The 14,446-nt window shown below is 51.7% G+C and carries 15 protein-coding genes and 1 tRNA gene; 11 read left to right on the top strand and 5 right to left on the bottom strand.

Annotated features, from left to right (window positions below):
• Positions 1 to 68: 68 nt before the first annotated feature.
• Positions 69 to 1,256: a TMAO reductase system periplasmic protein TorT gene (gene torT / locus GALF_RS09050; protein ID WP_013293752.1), complete on the top strand. Its 1,188-nt coding sequence runs from the start codon at positions 69 to 71 to the stop codon at positions 1,254 to 1,256.
• Here the strand turns inward: torT and GALF_RS09045 are convergent.
• Positions 1,225 to 2,394 carry an IS4 family transposase gene (locus GALF_RS09045; protein ID WP_013292311.1) on the bottom strand — a complete coding sequence of 390 codons (1,170 nt, stop codon included), beginning with the start codon at positions 2,392 to 2,394 and terminating at the stop codon, positions 1,225 to 1,227. The two genes, torT and GALF_RS09045, sit on opposite strands and share 32 nt — an antisense overlap.
• A gap of 258 nt (positions 2,395 to 2,652) precedes the next feature.
• Here GALF_RS09045 and GALF_RS15945 point away from each other — a divergent pair, with 258 nt between their 5' ends.
• On the top strand, positions 2,653 to 4,377 hold the full coding sequence (locus tag GALF_RS15945; RefSeq protein WP_223293687.1) for a GGDEF domain-containing protein: 1,725 nt from the start codon (positions 2,653 to 2,655) through the stop codon (positions 4,375 to 4,377).
• A 36-nt stretch (positions 4,378 to 4,413) separates the two neighbouring features.
• On the opposite strand, the gene GALF_RS09030 is transcribed toward GALF_RS15945, so the two are convergent.
• Positions 4,414 to 5,448 (bottom strand): NADP(H)-dependent aldo-keto reductase, encoded by a 1,035-nt coding sequence (locus GALF_RS09030; protein WP_013293750.1) that lies wholly within the window; start codon positions 5,446 to 5,448, stop codon positions 4,414 to 4,416.
• Between the two features lie 544 nt (positions 5,449 to 5,992).
• On the opposite strand from GALF_RS09030, the gene GALF_RS09025 reads away from it, so the two are divergent.
• The 5 genes from GALF_RS09025 (at position 5,993) to GALF_RS09005 (ending at position 9,647) form a co-directional block, all read left to right on the top strand.
• Positions 5,993 to 6,748, top strand: coding sequence for a DUF6538 domain-containing protein (locus GALF_RS09025; protein ID WP_190274065.1), 756 nt, complete (start codon positions 5,993 to 5,995; stop codon positions 6,746 to 6,748).
• 77 nt (positions 6,749 to 6,825) lie between these two features.
• A complete protein-coding gene (tnpA, locus tag GALF_RS09020) occupies positions 6,826 to 7,188 on the top strand; it encodes an IS66-like element accessory protein TnpA (protein WP_013292711.1) in 363 nt (120 codons plus the stop codon).
• On the top strand, positions 7,185 to 7,523 hold the full coding sequence (tnpB, locus tag GALF_RS09015; protein WP_013292710.1) for an IS66 family insertion sequence element accessory protein TnpB: 339 nt from the start codon (positions 7,185 to 7,187) through the stop codon (positions 7,521 to 7,523). The genes tnpA and tnpB overlap by 4 nt, the downstream gene beginning before the upstream one ends.
• A 57-nt stretch (positions 7,524 to 7,580) precedes the next feature.
• Positions 7,581 to 9,110 (top strand): IS66 family transposase, encoded by a 1,530-nt coding sequence (gene tnpC / locus GALF_RS09010; protein WP_013292709.1) that lies wholly within the window; start codon positions 7,581 to 7,583, stop codon positions 9,108 to 9,110.
• 18 nt (positions 9,111 to 9,128) lie between these two features.
• A complete protein-coding gene (locus GALF_RS09005; protein ID WP_041938042.1) occupies positions 9,129 to 9,647 on the top strand; it encodes a tyrosine-type recombinase/integrase in 519 nt (172 codons plus the stop codon).
• A gap of 5 nt (positions 9,648 to 9,652) precedes the next feature.
• Here GALF_RS09005 and GALF_RS09000 read toward each other — a convergent pair whose 3' ends face one another.
• Both GALF_RS09000 and GALF_RS15565 read right to left on the bottom strand, forming a co-directional pair.
• Positions 9,653 to 9,892, bottom strand: coding sequence for a hypothetical protein (locus GALF_RS09000; protein WP_013293749.1), 240 nt, complete (start codon positions 9,890 to 9,892; stop codon positions 9,653 to 9,655).
• 29 nt (positions 9,893 to 9,921) lie between these two features.
• Complete coding sequence (locus GALF_RS15565; RefSeq protein WP_013293748.1) at positions 9,922 to 10,266, bottom strand: hypothetical protein; 345 nt, start codon at positions 10,264 to 10,266, stop codon at positions 9,922 to 9,924.
• A 386-nt stretch (positions 10,267 to 10,652) separates the two neighbouring features.
• On the opposite strand from GALF_RS15565, the gene GALF_RS08995 reads away from it, so the two are divergent.
• The 3 genes from GALF_RS08995 (at position 10,653) to GALF_RS08985 (ending at position 12,963) form a co-directional block, all read left to right on the top strand.
• Positions 10,653 to 10,928 (top strand): hypothetical protein, encoded by a 276-nt coding sequence (locus GALF_RS08995; protein ID WP_013293747.1) that lies wholly within the window; start codon positions 10,653 to 10,655, stop codon positions 10,926 to 10,928.
• A gap of 334 nt (positions 10,929 to 11,262) precedes the next feature.
• The gene (locus GALF_RS08990; RefSeq protein ID WP_013293746.1) at positions 11,263 to 11,832 is read left to right on the top strand and encodes a recombinase family protein; all 570 of its coding nucleotides are present in this window, start codon (positions 11,263 to 11,265) and stop codon (positions 11,830 to 11,832) included.
• 798 nt (positions 11,833 to 12,630) lie between these two features.
• Positions 12,631 to 12,963, top strand: a complete 333-nt coding sequence (locus GALF_RS08985) for a hypothetical protein (protein ID WP_013293745.1) — start codon at positions 12,631 to 12,633, stop codon at positions 12,961 to 12,963.
• A 275-nt stretch (positions 12,964 to 13,238) separates the two neighbouring features.
• Here GALF_RS08985 and GALF_RS08980 read toward each other — a convergent pair.
• A tRNA-Ser gene (locus GALF_RS08980) sits at positions 13,239 to 13,329 on the bottom strand.
• 137 nt (positions 13,330 to 13,466) lie between these two features.
• On the opposite strand from GALF_RS08980, the gene GALF_RS08975 reads away from it, so the two are divergent.
• Positions 13,467 to 14,396, top strand: coding sequence for a tRNA dihydrouridine synthase (locus GALF_RS08975; RefSeq protein ID WP_013293744.1), 930 nt, complete (start codon positions 13,467 to 13,469; stop codon positions 14,394 to 14,396).
• Positions 14,397 to 14,446: the final 50 nt, after the last annotated feature.

Below are 14,446 nucleotides of genomic sequence, written 5' to 3'. Positions count from 1 at the left end.
ACTGCATTGGCAGCTCCGCAGGCATTTAAGCCGTTTGTGGGATCAACTACGCACTTGGCAGGATAAATATGTCCCAGAAATATATGTATGGTGCATTACTGTTATGCTGTCTGCACGGTGGCGTTGCGGCGTCGGCGGAAACGCCTCAGGTGTCCTCGACCGTAAAATTTGAACCCGTGCCGGTTTTTTCGATTTTTCCTCCCCTGAAAAGAAGTGGTTCTGCCGATGATGCATTGTCCACCGGACGTGTGGTCGACAGCACTTATGTGATGGCAGAGCCGGCAAGTCGTCCGTGGCGCATCGCTTTTCTGTTTCCGCATGTTAAGGATCCTTACTGGGTCGATTGTACCTACGGTTTAATCAGCGAAGCTAAACGTTTGGGCGTTGCAATCGATATATTTCCTGCTGATGGTTATGACGATCTGATCGGGCAATTACGCAAGATGGACGAGGTTATCGCAGAAAAATACGATGCAATCGTCATTTCACCCATCAGTCAGACCGCCAACAATCCTAGTATTGCCAAGGCTCGATCCCGAGGTATTCCTGTTTTTCAACTGGCGAACGACAGTACCAGTGACGATTTGACCATCAAAATTACCTCGTCGCTTAAAGGCATGGGCGTTGATACCATGGGCTGGGTCATTCGCGATGCGCAGCGGCGCGGTTTAAAGGCAATCAATGTTGCATTGCTGCCGGGGCCTGCCGATGCGGGATGGGTGATGGGTGAGGTGGCGGGGGCGCGCGCTGCCGCAAAAAAATCACCGATTAAAGTGAATATTGCCGATATCCGATACGGCGACAGCGATCTGGTTGGCCAATCGCAGTTGGCGGAGCAGTTGTTGGCTGCGCACGGCTCAAAACTGGACTATATTTTAGGCTGTACGGCGTGTGCGCCTGCCGCTATTTTGCCGGTTCATGACGCCGGGCTAAAGGAAAAAATCAGAATTGTTGCTTTCGGACTGACCCGCGAGATGATAGGTCATATTCGTCGTGGCGAAATTTATGCGGCCACTGATGTTAAGGGGGTGAGTCAGGCGCGGGTCGCTATCAATGCAACAGTTAATTATCTGGAGGGGCGCATCGAATCGCGTCCTCATACCATGTTGATTAAGCTCGGTATGGTTGATCGTGATAATTATGCACAGTACAACTACGATGTCTCAACGTCTCCTCCGGCTTACCGGACCGTGCTTTCCTATGACCCGACTCACTACTGTCCGGTTAAAAATCGAATAGATTCAATTGTTTACTGATGTCCGGTTCGTCAAGATTCTGTATCGCATTTGCAACCATTTGATTTATTGGGGTTTTATCGAACATATTGACCTCAAAAAGATTCAGTAAAATCTGCTGGGAGGCAGGAAGATTGAGCTGTTTTTTGGCAATGCTGACCAGCAGGTAAACGCATATTGCGATCCAGATTTGGGATTTGACGGCATTGAGGGAATTGCCATAGAAATGTTTGATGGCAAGGTTTTGCTTGAGCCACTTGAAGAACAGTTCGATTTGCCAGCGATTTTTGTAGATATTGGCGATGGTCAGCGCGGGCAAATCGAAGCGATTGGTCAGGAACACCAAATGCTTGCCGGTTTCCGGGTCGCGGAAAGAAACCCGGCGCAGGCGTTCCGGGTAAGCGGTTTTTGATTTGGGTGTCGCCAGCAGTATGGTTTGATCGCAGCGTAATCCAGTGGCTTTGTCCACTTCGCGCGACGCAATCCAGGTAAAGCGGAGATTGTTCTTTGCGCGGATGACAAAGGTAACTTGGCGCTGGTGTAGCGCATACAATCTGGCGAAGTGCAGGTAGCCCCGATCAATGACGACGATGGTGCCAGCGGGGAATGGGATCACGTCGAGCAGATTGACATCGTGAACCTTGCCGGTGGTAATGGACAGAAACACAGGGATTGAACCGCGCAGATCAATGATGGTGTGCGCTTTGACGGCGGCCTTGGTTGAACGAAATTCCGCCCAGGGGAACAGCGTCAGGCACAGATCGATGGTGGTCGAGTCCATGGCGTAGAGCGGTTCTTTGAGTCCCAGGCCGATGTCCTCGTCCCGGTACAGTTCGAGCGCTATGGAGATCAAACGATGGCCGAGTGCCTCGAACAGCCGCCAGTCGCGCCGTTCGTTGGCATCGGCCAGTGTGGAACGGGATACTTTGCTGCGGATACCGATATGGTAAAGCTTGCTCTTCTGAGAATTGAGACAGGCAACCAAATCACGCAAGCCATCGCGCCGGGTCAGTTGTGCATAGGCCATGCAGATGAATTGGCTCCATGCGGAGAAATGCTTGATCCCGTGGTTGGCGGCAAAGCGCTCGGTCAGATATTCGAAATGATTGAACGGCACGAAGTCCAGCAATTGTGCGAAAACTGTTTTGCCCCGATTCATGCTGCCGCTCCGTCTGCCGATTAAAGGGCAAACGATACGGTTTTTTAACCAAAGGCGATTCCAGATAGTATTTGAAATCGTCGGAATGCAAAAACGTGCTGAAAGCCACGTCAATAAAGGGCTACAGCGAAATGAACTTAAAATCTACCGGACAGTAGTGGACCCGACTGTAAAAATAGCAAAATGAACACGTTGCGATTGCGGACCCGATTACTGTTAGGCACAATTTTTTTTGGTGTTCTGATCACAGTCGTCTCCATGCTGGTCGTATCATGGGCTGTCAGCCGCCAATACATGGAGCAAGCCAGTGAGCATTCGGCAAAGGATGCTGCCATTATTAACGACAATTTGAACGAGCGTAAATCCAATCAGTTGATCGCATCGCGCCAGTTGGCAAGTCAAAAAAATTTAGGATCGACGCTCTGGTATCTCTCGCAATATGCTCATAGCGGGGAAAATCGTGAAACGTTATTCGTCACTTACCAGCAGTTGGTTAAGGACACCTATAAAATGGGTCGTGTTGCAAAATTATCGGACATTGCTATTTATGATTTTGAAGGGAAGCTGGTAAGTTTTGCTCAGTTTGACGGGCATCGTACGCGGGTCGGTTTTGTAGAGCGCACCCCGAAAGTCGTGTTTTCAGTTGCTGTATTAGCGGATGGCGAAGAGTTGACCCGGAATAACATGCGAACGATCAGCACCGTTGCCGGGTTGAGTGCACAGTTAAGCGACCCAATGCTAAGTTATGAAAAGATCGACTATGTCATCAATGCCGGTGGGCTGGCGATCCGGTCGCAAATGCCGATTATGGGCGAGGTGTTTGGGCTGGGGGCGCAGGCGAAGCAACTCGGATGGGTGGTGATGGTGCAGCCATTAGGGCAGGCTTTTGTTGATCATGTCTCGCACCTGACTGACACTCGAGTCAATGTTTTTGTCGGCAATATGTTAAGCAGTGCGAATTTGCCGGCTTACCAGACCTTGTCAGACGGAGGGGCGGGCAAGGTGGATGAGGGGGGCTTTAATGAGATTGTGATTGGGCGAAACTCTTTTTATCAGCGCCTGTTACCTGTCATGGGCGAAGGCCGTCGTATCGCGACAATCGCGGTATTGAGTTCGCAGGAGGCCGTATTAAAAAATACCAGACAAATGCTTGAGATACTGGGATTGATTGCTATTTCTAGTCTGGTAGTCATCTTGCCGTTCGCCTGGTATTTAGCAAACTCCATCTCACGTCCATTGACCCTGCTAAGTCGGGTCTTTCGCGGTGTGGCAAGTGGACGCGGGATGGTCAATCGTGAGCTTGCCGAATTGGCGGGGCATCGTGGAGACGAAATGGGCGAGCTTGCCGAAAGTTTTTTTGCGATGAGTCAAGCCGTAAAACAGAAGATTCAACAGATTAACGAGATCAATGCCTCTTTAGAAGACAGCGTTGCTCAGCGTACCCGCGAGTTGCAGATTGCTAACGATGAGCTCACCAAATTGGCGACTCATGATGCGCTGACCGGACTGCCTAATCGGCAGTTGGTGAATGATCGCCTGCTGCAGGCGTTGTCGGCTGCGCGGCGCGAAAAAACTACCATGGCACTGATGTTTATCGATCTGGATGAGTTCAAACCGGTTAATGACAAGTATGGTCATGCAGTGGGTGATTTATTGCTCAAAGAAGCGGCTAGACGCATACACGAATGCCTGCGTAAATCAGATACAGTGGCCCGCATTGGCGGAGATGAATTCATTGTGCTATTGCCTGTTATTGAAACTGAACTGGATGCGTGCGGGGTTGCAGAGAAAATTCGCGCCTCGCTTAACCTGCCGTTTTACCTGTCAGGTGAGCAGTTGAGCATCTCATCGAGCATAGGGATTGCTATTTATCCTGAGCACGGTCTCGATGAGCACGCTTTATGCCAACATGCGGATATTGCAATGTATCAAGCCAAAAACAGCGGACGTAATGCCGTGAGGATTTTTCGGGAAGCTGCGTAGCCAAGAAGATTTTTAAGCATGTCGTAAGCGTTTTATCTACGGTGCAGGATTCGGATACAGTTTGTGGATGGCGTCGATCTGATCGATGACCTCGGCTGAGAGTGTCAGTTCTGCACTCGCCAGATTATCGAGCAGTTGCGAGCGCGTTGTTGCGCCCAGAATCACGCTCGCGGTGAACCAGCGGGTGCGGGCATAGGCTAAGGCCATCTGTGCGGGGTCAAGTCCGGCTTGCATGGCGATTTGCACGTAGGCGGCACTGGCAGAGGGAACGTTGATCTTGTTATAGCGCTGGCCGAAACCGGGAAACAGCGTGATGCGTCCGACAGCCTTCGGGTCGGAGATATACTTGCCTGACAGATGGCCAAAGGCTAGCGGGCTGTAAGCTAAGAGTCCGATGTGAGTATGATGGCAGACTTCGGCAAGTCCGCTCTCAAAGGTGCGGTTCATCAGATGGTAGGCATTCTGGATGCTGATCACTTTCGGCAGTCCCATTTGCTCCGCACAGCGCACAAATTCGGCGACCCCCCATGGCGTTTCGTTGGACAGACCGATATGGCGTATTTTTCCCGCTTCGACTAATTCGGAGAGGGTCAGCAGTTGTTCTGCAATCGGTGTGGTTTCATGTTCCTGCGATGCTTCATAGCTGGTCGCACCGAACATCGGTACGTAGCGGTCCGGCCAGTGAATCTGGTACAAATCCAGATAGTCGGTCTGCAAGCGCTTGAGGCTGCCGTCGATCGCAGCATTCAGGTGTTCACGGTTGATGCGCGGGCCGTTGCGTATCCACGAGAAGCCGCGAGCGGGGCCCGCAATTTTACTGGCTATGATCAGCTGATCGCGTCGCTGGTGTTTGAGCCATGAGCCGATATAGCGTTCGGTGAGTCCTTGGGTTTCGGCTCTGGGGGCCACCGGATACATCTCGGCGGTATCGATAAAATTCACACCATGCGCCGTGGCCAGATCAAGTTGCGCGTGGGCATCCGCCTCGCTGTTCTGCTCGCCGAAAGTCATGGTTCCCAAACTGAGTGCTGACACCTGTAAATCGCTGCTGCCTAATTGCCGGTATTCCATCGTTACGCTCCCTGTTGGTTCTTGCTGATTTTAACCTTGAAAATGATTTCGGCACTATCTTTCAAGTAGCAAATATTTATGCAGAAGATGAGTAATGTTGCATTGCTTACAGTCGCGCTGATTAACCTCTTTGGACGCATAAAGCTGTGGGGCAGAAACTCAAGAGCTAACTGATAAATTTAAAAATATTAAATCGAGAGTTTTCTTTGAACAGTCGGGGGCGGTGTATCGCTTTTGAATGGGGGGCGAAAGCAATAAATGCCGTGGCGTGAGGTTTTGAGGCGTGTTGCGAGGGGGGAGGCATTAAAAAGGGGACTCCAACCGTCAAGTTGTGTCCCCTAATCGTTTCACCATGATTTTAAAAAAAGTGCCGTAAAATCAATGGGTTTGCGCTGTTTGGCGGAGAAGGGGGGAGACTCCGTAAGGTGGGCGTAACTAGCTAATAGCATTGATTATATTGAATTATTTACCCTGAGTGTGTGGGTGAAACGTGTGGGTGAGGCGTGATATAATGGCCTCCTTTTCACCTCATAGAGCGCCCAACATGGCACACATAGAACGCCGCCGTCAGCTTTGGTACGCAACACTAGAAGTCCCAACGGGAGTTAGAAGCCTCTTTGATGGTAAGCGGAGGTTGGTTAAGTCACTCGGTACACCTGACAAGCGGGAAGCTGAGATATTGGCAGCGCCACTGGTGGCAAGCTGGAAGGCTCAATTCAGACAAGCAATGGGGATAACCAACCCCGTGCATCTTGAGGCGCTACTATGGAAACGTGAGTTGGAATCCAAGGCGCATGACCCAGATCAGCTACAGATTGCCGAGGAATTCCTAACTGACAAAGCGCGGGAGTTGGTTAAAACCAAAGGGAAGGAAGCTGCCCAAGAGTTCCACGGCATCGCCACAGGTACACGCACCCAGAGCAATGCACACTATGAGGCATGGAAGGCGCAACTAGGCCACCTGAAACCCAAGACCATTGACCAGATGGTAAAGGATGTCTCAATGATGTTGGGTAAGTTTTCATCCCTTGAGTCCATCAATAAGAAGGCTGTGAAGGGCTGGCTTGAGGAGTTGGAGAAGGACGGCAAGAAGTCCGCCTCACTGGAGCGCATAGTCAGCTTCTGCCGTAATTACTGGAAGTACCTGCAATCACAGGATGTTGTGCCGATTGATATTGACCCATTCTTCGGGGTTGTCAACCTCACCAAGAACAAGAAGGCTTCCACGGCTGGCTCATGGATTCCCTTTAAGCCCTCCGATGTTGTCACCCTATGGAAGAAGGCAGGGGATAAACAGTAAGCGTCCATCCGCGCCACATTGATTCGTTAAGCGAAAGATAAGAGCATGGTGTCCACCTAATTTAAGTGGACACCATCATGAGTACTACGAATCCTGCACCTCGCCGACGCACGTATACAACCGAGTTCAGGCAAGGACTGGTCGCACAATGCCAGCCTGGCGTATCTGTTTCAAGAATCGCGCTGGCGCACGGTATCAATACCAACCTGCTGCGCAAATGGATCGACCGCTACCGGAATCAACTGCCAGCCTCTGTCTCAGCAGAACCTTCAAAACTGGTTGCCGTTCAAGTCGAATTGCCGGTAAAGGCTCAGACTGAAGCCGCTTGCACTGAGCCCATTGAGATTAGTCTGACCAAGCGCACCACGCACATCAACATCCGCTGGCCAGGCAATCAAGCGCAAGCTTGTGCCACATGGTTAAGTGCGTGGCTCAAATGATCCAGCCGGAACAGGTATTCCTGCACGCGGAACCCGTAGACATGCGCTGGAGCATGGATCGACTGTCATTGCTGATCCAGCAGATTGACGGACGTTCTCCCTGCGATGGCACAGCCTATGGATTCACCAATCGCAATTACTCCCGCCTGAAGCTATTGATCTGGGATGGCACCGGCGTCTGGTTGTGCCATCGTCGCCTGCACAAGGGACGTTTTAAATGGCCTGCACCCGGTGAAACCTTGTTCCAAATGAGCGCGGAACAATGGCGTTGGTTGACAACCGGAGTGGACTGGCAACGGCTGTGTGCATCACCTTCCGTGCAGTGGCGAGTTTAGCGCCTAACCACCTGATGTTAAGTGAGTTTTTTGGCTGGATTTGATATAATCAAGCCCATGAATTCACTGGATAAAACCGATCATTCTGTCACTTCTCAGTCTCGCGATGACGAGATTGCCCGTCTCACCGAACTTGTTCAGTCGCTGAATTCAACGCTCAAAACACAAGATATCAAGATTCAGGCACTGATCCAGGAGGTGGCTTATCTGCGCCGCATGCGGTATGGCGTCAAGAACGAAGCGATGAGCGCAGAACAGCGCTCATTGTTCGAGGATGATGTGGTTCAGGATATCGCCGCCGTTGAAGCCGAGCTACCGGCAACGACTGCAGCACCGAGAGCGCGTTCCGGTCGCCAGACCTTGCCCGAACATCTGGAGCGTGTCGTTGTGCGCCACGAACCGGATTCCTGCACCTGTTCCGCCTGCCAGTCCGATCTGGTCAAGATCGGCGAAGATGTCAGCGAACAACTGGACATCGAACCGGCGCGCTTCTTTGTGATTCGCCATATTCGCCCGCAGTATGCCTGCCGCAAGTGCGAAACCATCACCGCAGCACCCGTGGCGCCTGCGGTAATCGACGGCTCGTTGGCCGCGCCCGGTTTGCTGACCTGGGTTGCCACTAGCAAATATCTGGATCATCTGCCGCTGTACAGGCTGGAACAGATCGCCGCCCGGCAACAAGTCAATCTGTCGCGCAGCACCATGAGCGAATGGATCGGTCGCATGGGCTTTGCCCTGCAACCGCTTGCAGACAGGCTATCTGAACTGCTCAGGCAACGGCAGGTACTGCATGCCGACGAAACACCGGTGAAACAACTGGATCCGGGAGCAGGCAAGACCAAGCGTGCTTATCTGTGGAGCTACCGGAGTAACGATCTGGATGAGGGACCTCCGATCGTGGTGTTCGATTACCAGTGCAGCCGATCCGGTCAGCATGCGCGAGACTTTCTGCATGGCTGGCAAGGAAGTCTCATGGTCGACGACTACGGCGGCTACAAGAAGATGTTTGCCGCCGATGCACAATTTGCTGTTACCGAGCTTGGCTGCTGGGCGCATGCCCGGCGCAAATTCTTCGACCTTCAGGTCAGTGGCGCACATCCACAGGCGGCGGAAGCGTTGCGGCGTATTGCCCAACTTTACGCTGTTGAAGCAGAGGCTCGCGAAATGGACCATGCGGCCCGTGGAGAACACCGCCTACTAAACAGTCTGCCGATACTGGTGGACATGCACGACTGGCTGATCCGCTTACGTATCGCAACGGCTGACGGCAGCGGACTGGCCCGTGCGATCGACTACAGCCTGCATCGTTGGCCCAGCCTGATTCGCTATGCACAGACCGGCAATCTACCCATCGATAATAACCCGGTGGAAAATGCGATCCGCCCGATTGCACTGGGTAAGAAGAACTGGTTATTTGCAGGAAGTGAACGTACGGGCAAACGGGCTGCTGCAATTCAAAGCTTGTTCGCTACCGCCAAGCTCAATGGCATTGAACCGTCCGCCTGGCTGAAAGACACACTGGAAAAACTCCCCGTCTGGACTATGCGCCGCATCGACGAATTGCTGCCTATCAAACCGACTGCATAAACCGGCTCATCCGAACAGGTGGAGCGGCCGGACGCTTACGATAAACAGGACAGCCAGCTACAAAGCCTGATTATGTTGGGAGCGTACACGGGCGCACGGATAGCCGAGCTATGCGCCATCAAGGTTGCCGATGTGACGGACTCTTCCTTCCATATCATTGAGGCCAAGACAGGGGCTGGAGTGAGGGAAGTGCCTATTCACTCATCCATTAAGGAGCTGGTGGGTAAACTCAAGGCGGAATCCGTAGATGGCTATCTGCTCTCAGGGCTTACCTTCAACAAGTACGGGGACAGGTCAAATGCTATAGGGAAGCGCTTCGGGATTCTCAAGACTGACCTGAAATACAGCGGCGGCCATGTGTTCCACTCAATCAGGAAAACCCTCACCACGTTACTTGAGAATGCTGGAGTGAGTGAGAACCTAGCGGCTGACATAGTAGGCCATGAGAAGCCGAGGATCACCTACGGGCTTTACTCAGGGGGCGCTACCTTGAAGGTCAAACAGGCGGCGATGGAGCGGGTGAAGTATCCATTCTGAATTAACTAACGCAAGGGTGACTTGTTAAGTTTTCTATCTTCCATCTTCTCAGCCCAAACAATTAGGCCAATACCGGGGGCAACCGTAATTAGCATGGAAATGAAATTAATCAGATTGTAGGGACTCATTAGCTCTATGGCAGCCGAGAATCCTTCCTTCATCCATACCCCGATAAAGCCCAAAATGATGAAGCCGAGGGCTGCATAAAACAGCGCATATCCAATAGTTCTTATAATTCTAATCATTATATTATCTCCTTGATTTGTATATAAATTTATAAATTCATGCCGCCGCATTTTTGGTACGCTTCACCAAAGCCGCTAGGGAAGGCTCGTTGTTCAAAATATGTTAGTTCGGCGTCTTTCTTTTGATGGAGTTTTTCAGCTACTTCTCGTGTCCATTCACTGAGTCCGTTATATATACAGGAGCAAAGGGCAGATTGCTGCTCAATGCTCGGGTGTGAGTTAACGCCTAGAGAGAACTCAGGGAGATGTTCTGTGCAGTGCATGATGAACGGCACACCTTCGGACTTTGTGTTTTGTGCTGGCTGTGGGCTACATCCGGTACACAGGATGGATACCAAAACGCCTATTGATAACGAGTTAATAACTTTATTCATAAAAACTTCTCGGCTGTGAACGATGCTTCTCCGTTGATCTTGGTGAGGGGGCGGATTGTACGGGGTTAACCTGATAAGCACACTTACAGTTTAGGCATGAACTGGATTATATTTTCTGTAAATTTTCGAGGGGTGTCCTAAAGGTCTTCCGCACCGTTCTTCCCCCTGTGCCCAGTCGCTGTGCCTATGGTGTGGCGTGGGAATCTTCGGGGGCTTTGAAGTACCAAGGGCGGGTAGCCTGACTAACCTCCCTTCTCAATTGTCAGGGTGTTATCAAGAGTCAAAGAGTTTGATATGTGATTGATTATATTGATAATTAACTCTTGTGCAGCCCATCTATATCCGATACAGTGCGCCCTCTTTCAACCACAACGGAGCAACGGAACATGACACAGGTACACACAGCAGCACTTGAATCAGCACAGCGCATAGAGGACTACCAACGGGCAGACATTGAAGCGATCCTGTCCGCAAGGGTGCGCGAGTTCCTTGATGACTTTGATACGGTGAAGGCGTACAGCCTCAATAAGGCGACCCCAACGGAGTGGGATATATCGGGTGCTGTGCTTAAAGAAGGGATTGATGAACTCCTAGAAAGCTTCGGGGGGCTGGGTCACTATGCGGGGGCGATCCGCTCAGGTGCGGCGCATAGCTGGCAATAATCCAGCATCAGCTCTAAGGAATACATCAGGCCGCCACTGTGCGGCTTTTTCTTTGCCTGTTGATGTAGCCACGCAGCACAGCAGGACAGCGCACAGCCCTATAGAACCCTCAGGAAGCCATACGGCGCACCGCTGCAATCAATTGATACCAACATATAGGCAAGCTACCGCTAACCCCTTGCTGGCACTCTCACACTGTATTCTTTAACCAACGTTTACAGGTACGAAAATGAATACAGTGAATGCGTATTCTTAAATGGGGTATTGACAGCGATACACTGTACCGAGATAATGCACCCCTATTTTGAGTAATCAAACACACAGGGGAATCATCATGGCAATCTTCGCATATCTTCGGGTCAGTACACAGGATCAGACTACCGAGCAGCAGCTATATGCAATTGAACAGGCTGGTCATGCTGTAGGTGAGCGGCTGGTATACACAGAGCATGGTGTATCAGGGAAGATTCCAGCCATGCAGCGTGAGCAGTTCAAGCAACTGAGTACACAGATCACCTCAGGGGATTCTTTAGTGGTTGCCAAGCTGGATAGATTGGGGCGGGATACGATGGATGTAATCGCCACCATTGAAGCACTGATAGCCCGTGGTGTCTCAGTAGTGGTGCTGGGGCTGGGTGTGCTGGATAGTTCCCCGACCTCAAGATTGACCCTGACCATGTTGGCAGCTATTAGCCAGTTTGAGCGTGAGCTGATAGGTGAGCGTACCAAGGCAGCACTGGCGATCAAGAAGGCCAACGGGGTGCAACTGGGTAGACCTATGAAGATCAACAATGCAGACCTGAAGGCCAGCGCACAGGCTTTACTTGATGGCGGTACTAGCTGGAGGAAGGCCGCTACTGATTTGAATATATCCCTGTCCACATTACAGCGGATGATGAAATAGTACCTAGCCAGCGCCAGCCCTGAGGATTACACAAGGGAACTCATCGCGGATGTGCTGCCATATTGATTAATAATGCTCAGTCAGCACCCACAGAGCCTCTTTAAGCCACCTAGAGCGCATCCGTGTATTTATTTGATACCAACACATAGGCGGAGCGATAAGATAGCGTTAAATGCAATCCTAGCGGGAGCATCATTTAGTACCACTACTCAAGCCCCGCATTACCAAAGTTATCCACAGGGCTGCAAGCCGCGTATTCATTGGGCTGCGTGATAGGGGGGTTATAGTGGTTGATAAAAAGAGAAGATACATAAAGAAGTTCTTAATGATTACTTAAAGAAGTTCTTAATGATTCCTTAGGTAGTCACCGATACGCAAGTGGGTGTGAATTAACTATTGATTACACTCATCAGTGCTTTACTTCAGGCTCATTCTGAACCTCTCTGGGTGGTGTACTCAAGGAAGTTCAGAATGTGGCAGGGCTGAACCCGAGAGTTCCGCCACACAAACTTAGTAGCGCGCACCACACTAACCCCTATCGAATGGCTAACGCTGTCCGGTAGGGGTTTTTTTCGTGTATGGCGTATCTGTCACTTTTCTGAATATCACTAATCAGGAGTGCTAGCCAGCACCAGCGCACCCACAGAGCCTCTTTAAGCCACCTAGAGCGCATCCGTGTATTTATTTGATACCAACACCTAGCGATTGGCATTGAGCGCCTTGAGGGGCTGCTTTAAGCCTTCAGCCAATTGTGCACATCTGCACAGTTCCCAGCCATCAACCAACAAAGGAGGGGTCATGCCCCACAACCATACCGCAATCCTGTATGACCATATCAGATTCTTGAATTCAGCAATGCAGACCTTCCAGTACCAACCCACCGAGCAACACAGAGCCGCACTCACGGCAACCATGAAGAACTATCGGGAGGCGGTCTCTCGTGGGTTGGCGATCAGCCGCGCCATACCTCCCCCACTTGAACCAGCGGATAACCTATCGGACTACTACAGGCGGGAACTCAACGAAGCCATGATTCAATTCAAGGCACTGCCTGAGGATGGATGGGAGGCACTGGACAGGCTGACTACGGGGTACATCAAGGCAGTACAACAGGGGAAGATTAGACCCTAGAGGATGCAAGGAGGCGCTCTAAGGGTGATACAGTGGATTGTTATCATTTATTGATACCAACACAAGGGCGAAGCTATGAGAGGCGCTTAAACGCGATACTAGGGGGTTGTCTTTGATTGCCCAGATATGGGGAGTTGGGATGTTCCTGAGATTCTAGGAGCTTGCCTAATAGCCTGCCGTGTGGGTGAGCTGTGTGGGTATAACGTGTGGGTGAGGTAAATTAGACGCTTACCTAACTAGCTGATTATATTCATAAATCAACCAGTTTTATCAACTGGCGGAGAAGGGGGGATTCGAACCCCCGTTGGGATATTATCCCAAACACGCTTTCCAGGCGTGCGACTTAAACCGCTCATCCACCTCTCCGAAGGGCGCGCAGAATAAACCAGATTGCGCTTTAGTGCAATCGGCATGTGACATATTTAAAATACTCGGCGCAAAACTAGCATTATCGAGGTGTTTTTACACTAAACTCACAAGTCCTCAAAATTGCAGATAAATACATGCGCTTGATTCTTGCTCCGATGGAGGGATTGGCCGATCCCAGTCTGCGCGACATCTTGACGCGACTGGGCGGCATCGACCTTTGTGTGGCTGAATTCGTGCGGGTCACGAATCATCTGCTCACCGAAAAATTTGTGCTGCGCACGGTGCCTGAGCTCGACCACGGAGGCTGTACACCTTCCGGTGTGCCGGTGCGTGTGCAGTTGCTGGGAAGCGATCCCGTCTGCCTTGCTGAAAATGCTGCATTTATTGCAAGCCTTGGCGCGCCGGGGATTGATCTTAACTTTGGTTGTCCCGCACCGACCGTTAACCGGCACGGCGGCGGGGCTGTTCTGCTTGCGTTTCCCGAACAAATCCACGCCATTGTGGCGGCTACGCGCCGGGCTGTGCCGGAAGGTATTCCCGTGACAGCCAAGATGCGTCTGGGGCTTTCTGATACTTCGCTGACCTTGGAATGCGCTCGTGCAATTGAGGCGGGCGGCGCAGATGAGATCACCGTTCATGCGCGTACGCGCTCAGACGGCTACCGTCCGCCTGCGAGATGGGAGTGGCTCAGCCAGATTCGTGAGGTGGTGACGCTGCCGATGGTAGTCAACGGGGACGTCTGGACGCCGGAGGATGGTCAGAATATACGCAGGGTCAGCGGGTGTGAGGATGTCATGGTCGGGCGCGGGGTTATCCTCAGGCCCGATCTGATGCGGCGCATCAAAGAGGGGGGTGAGGCGATGAGCTGGGAGGCGTTGCGGCCTTGGGTGCTCGATTACTTCGATTTGTTGTGTGCCAGAATGGAACACCGGCATGCGCCGGGGCGGCTCAAGCAATGGATGGGAATGATGCGCGCGGCATATCCTGAGGCGCAGGAGCAGTACCAGTCGTTGCGCACTGAGCGCGATCCGGCCGCCGTCAGGAAGATGCTGGCGGGTTTTTAGCTGTGATGAGAGCGATAAGCCTTGGGCGACTCCGGGGCGTGGCTCAACTC

Source organism: Gallionella capsiferriformans ES-2 (assembly GCF_000145255.1).
GTDB lineage: Bacteria > Pseudomonadota > Gammaproteobacteria > Burkholderiales > Gallionellaceae > Gallionella > Gallionella capsiferriformans.
The sequence above is the reverse complement of the archived record's forward strand: the minus strand, read 5'-3'. Positions and strand labels throughout refer to the sequence as shown.

Excerpts from the sequence above, each read along its gene's own strand:
- torT (WP_013293752.1), top strand. The coding sequence starts at position 69 with ATGTCCCAGAAATATATGTATGGTGCATTACTGTTATGCTGTCTGCAC.
- GALF_RS09045 (WP_013292311.1), bottom strand. The coding sequence starts at position 2,394 with ATGAATCGGGGCAAAACAGTTTTCGCACAATTGCTGGACTTCGTGCCG.
- GALF_RS15945 (WP_223293687.1), top strand. The coding sequence starts at position 2,653 with ATGCTGGTCGTATCATGGGCTGTCAGCCGCCAATACATGGAGCAAGCC.
- GALF_RS09030 (WP_013293750.1), bottom strand. The coding sequence starts at position 5,448 with ATGGAATACCGGCAATTAGGCAGCAGCGATTTACAGGTGTCAGCACTC.
- GALF_RS09025 (WP_190274065.1), top strand. The coding sequence starts at position 5,993 with ATGGCACACATAGAACGCCGCCGTCAGCTTTGGTACGCAACACTAGAA.
- tnpA (WP_013292711.1), top strand. The coding sequence starts at position 6,826 with ATGAGTACTACGAATCCTGCACCTCGCCGACGCACGTATACAACCGAG.
- tnpB (WP_013292710.1), top strand. The coding sequence starts at position 7,185 with ATGATCCAGCCGGAACAGGTATTCCTGCACGCGGAACCCGTAGACATG.
- tnpC (WP_013292709.1), top strand. The coding sequence starts at position 7,581 with ATGAATTCACTGGATAAAACCGATCATTCTGTCACTTCTCAGTCTCGC.
- GALF_RS09000 (WP_013293749.1), bottom strand. The coding sequence starts at position 9,892 with ATGATTAGAATTATAAGAACTATTGGATATGCGCTGTTTTATGCAGCC.
- GALF_RS15565 (WP_013293748.1), bottom strand. The coding sequence starts at position 10,266 with ATGAATAAAGTTATTAACTCGTTATCAATAGGCGTTTTGGTATCCATC.
- GALF_RS08995 (WP_013293747.1), top strand. The coding sequence starts at position 10,653 with ATGACACAGGTACACACAGCAGCACTTGAATCAGCACAGCGCATAGAG.
- GALF_RS08990 (WP_013293746.1), top strand. The coding sequence starts at position 11,263 with ATGGCAATCTTCGCATATCTTCGGGTCAGTACACAGGATCAGACTACC.
- GALF_RS08985 (WP_013293745.1), top strand. The coding sequence starts at position 12,631 with ATGCCCCACAACCATACCGCAATCCTGTATGACCATATCAGATTCTTG.
- GALF_RS08975 (WP_013293744.1), top strand. The coding sequence starts at position 13,467 with ATGCGCTTGATTCTTGCTCCGATGGAGGGATTGGCCGATCCCAGTCTG.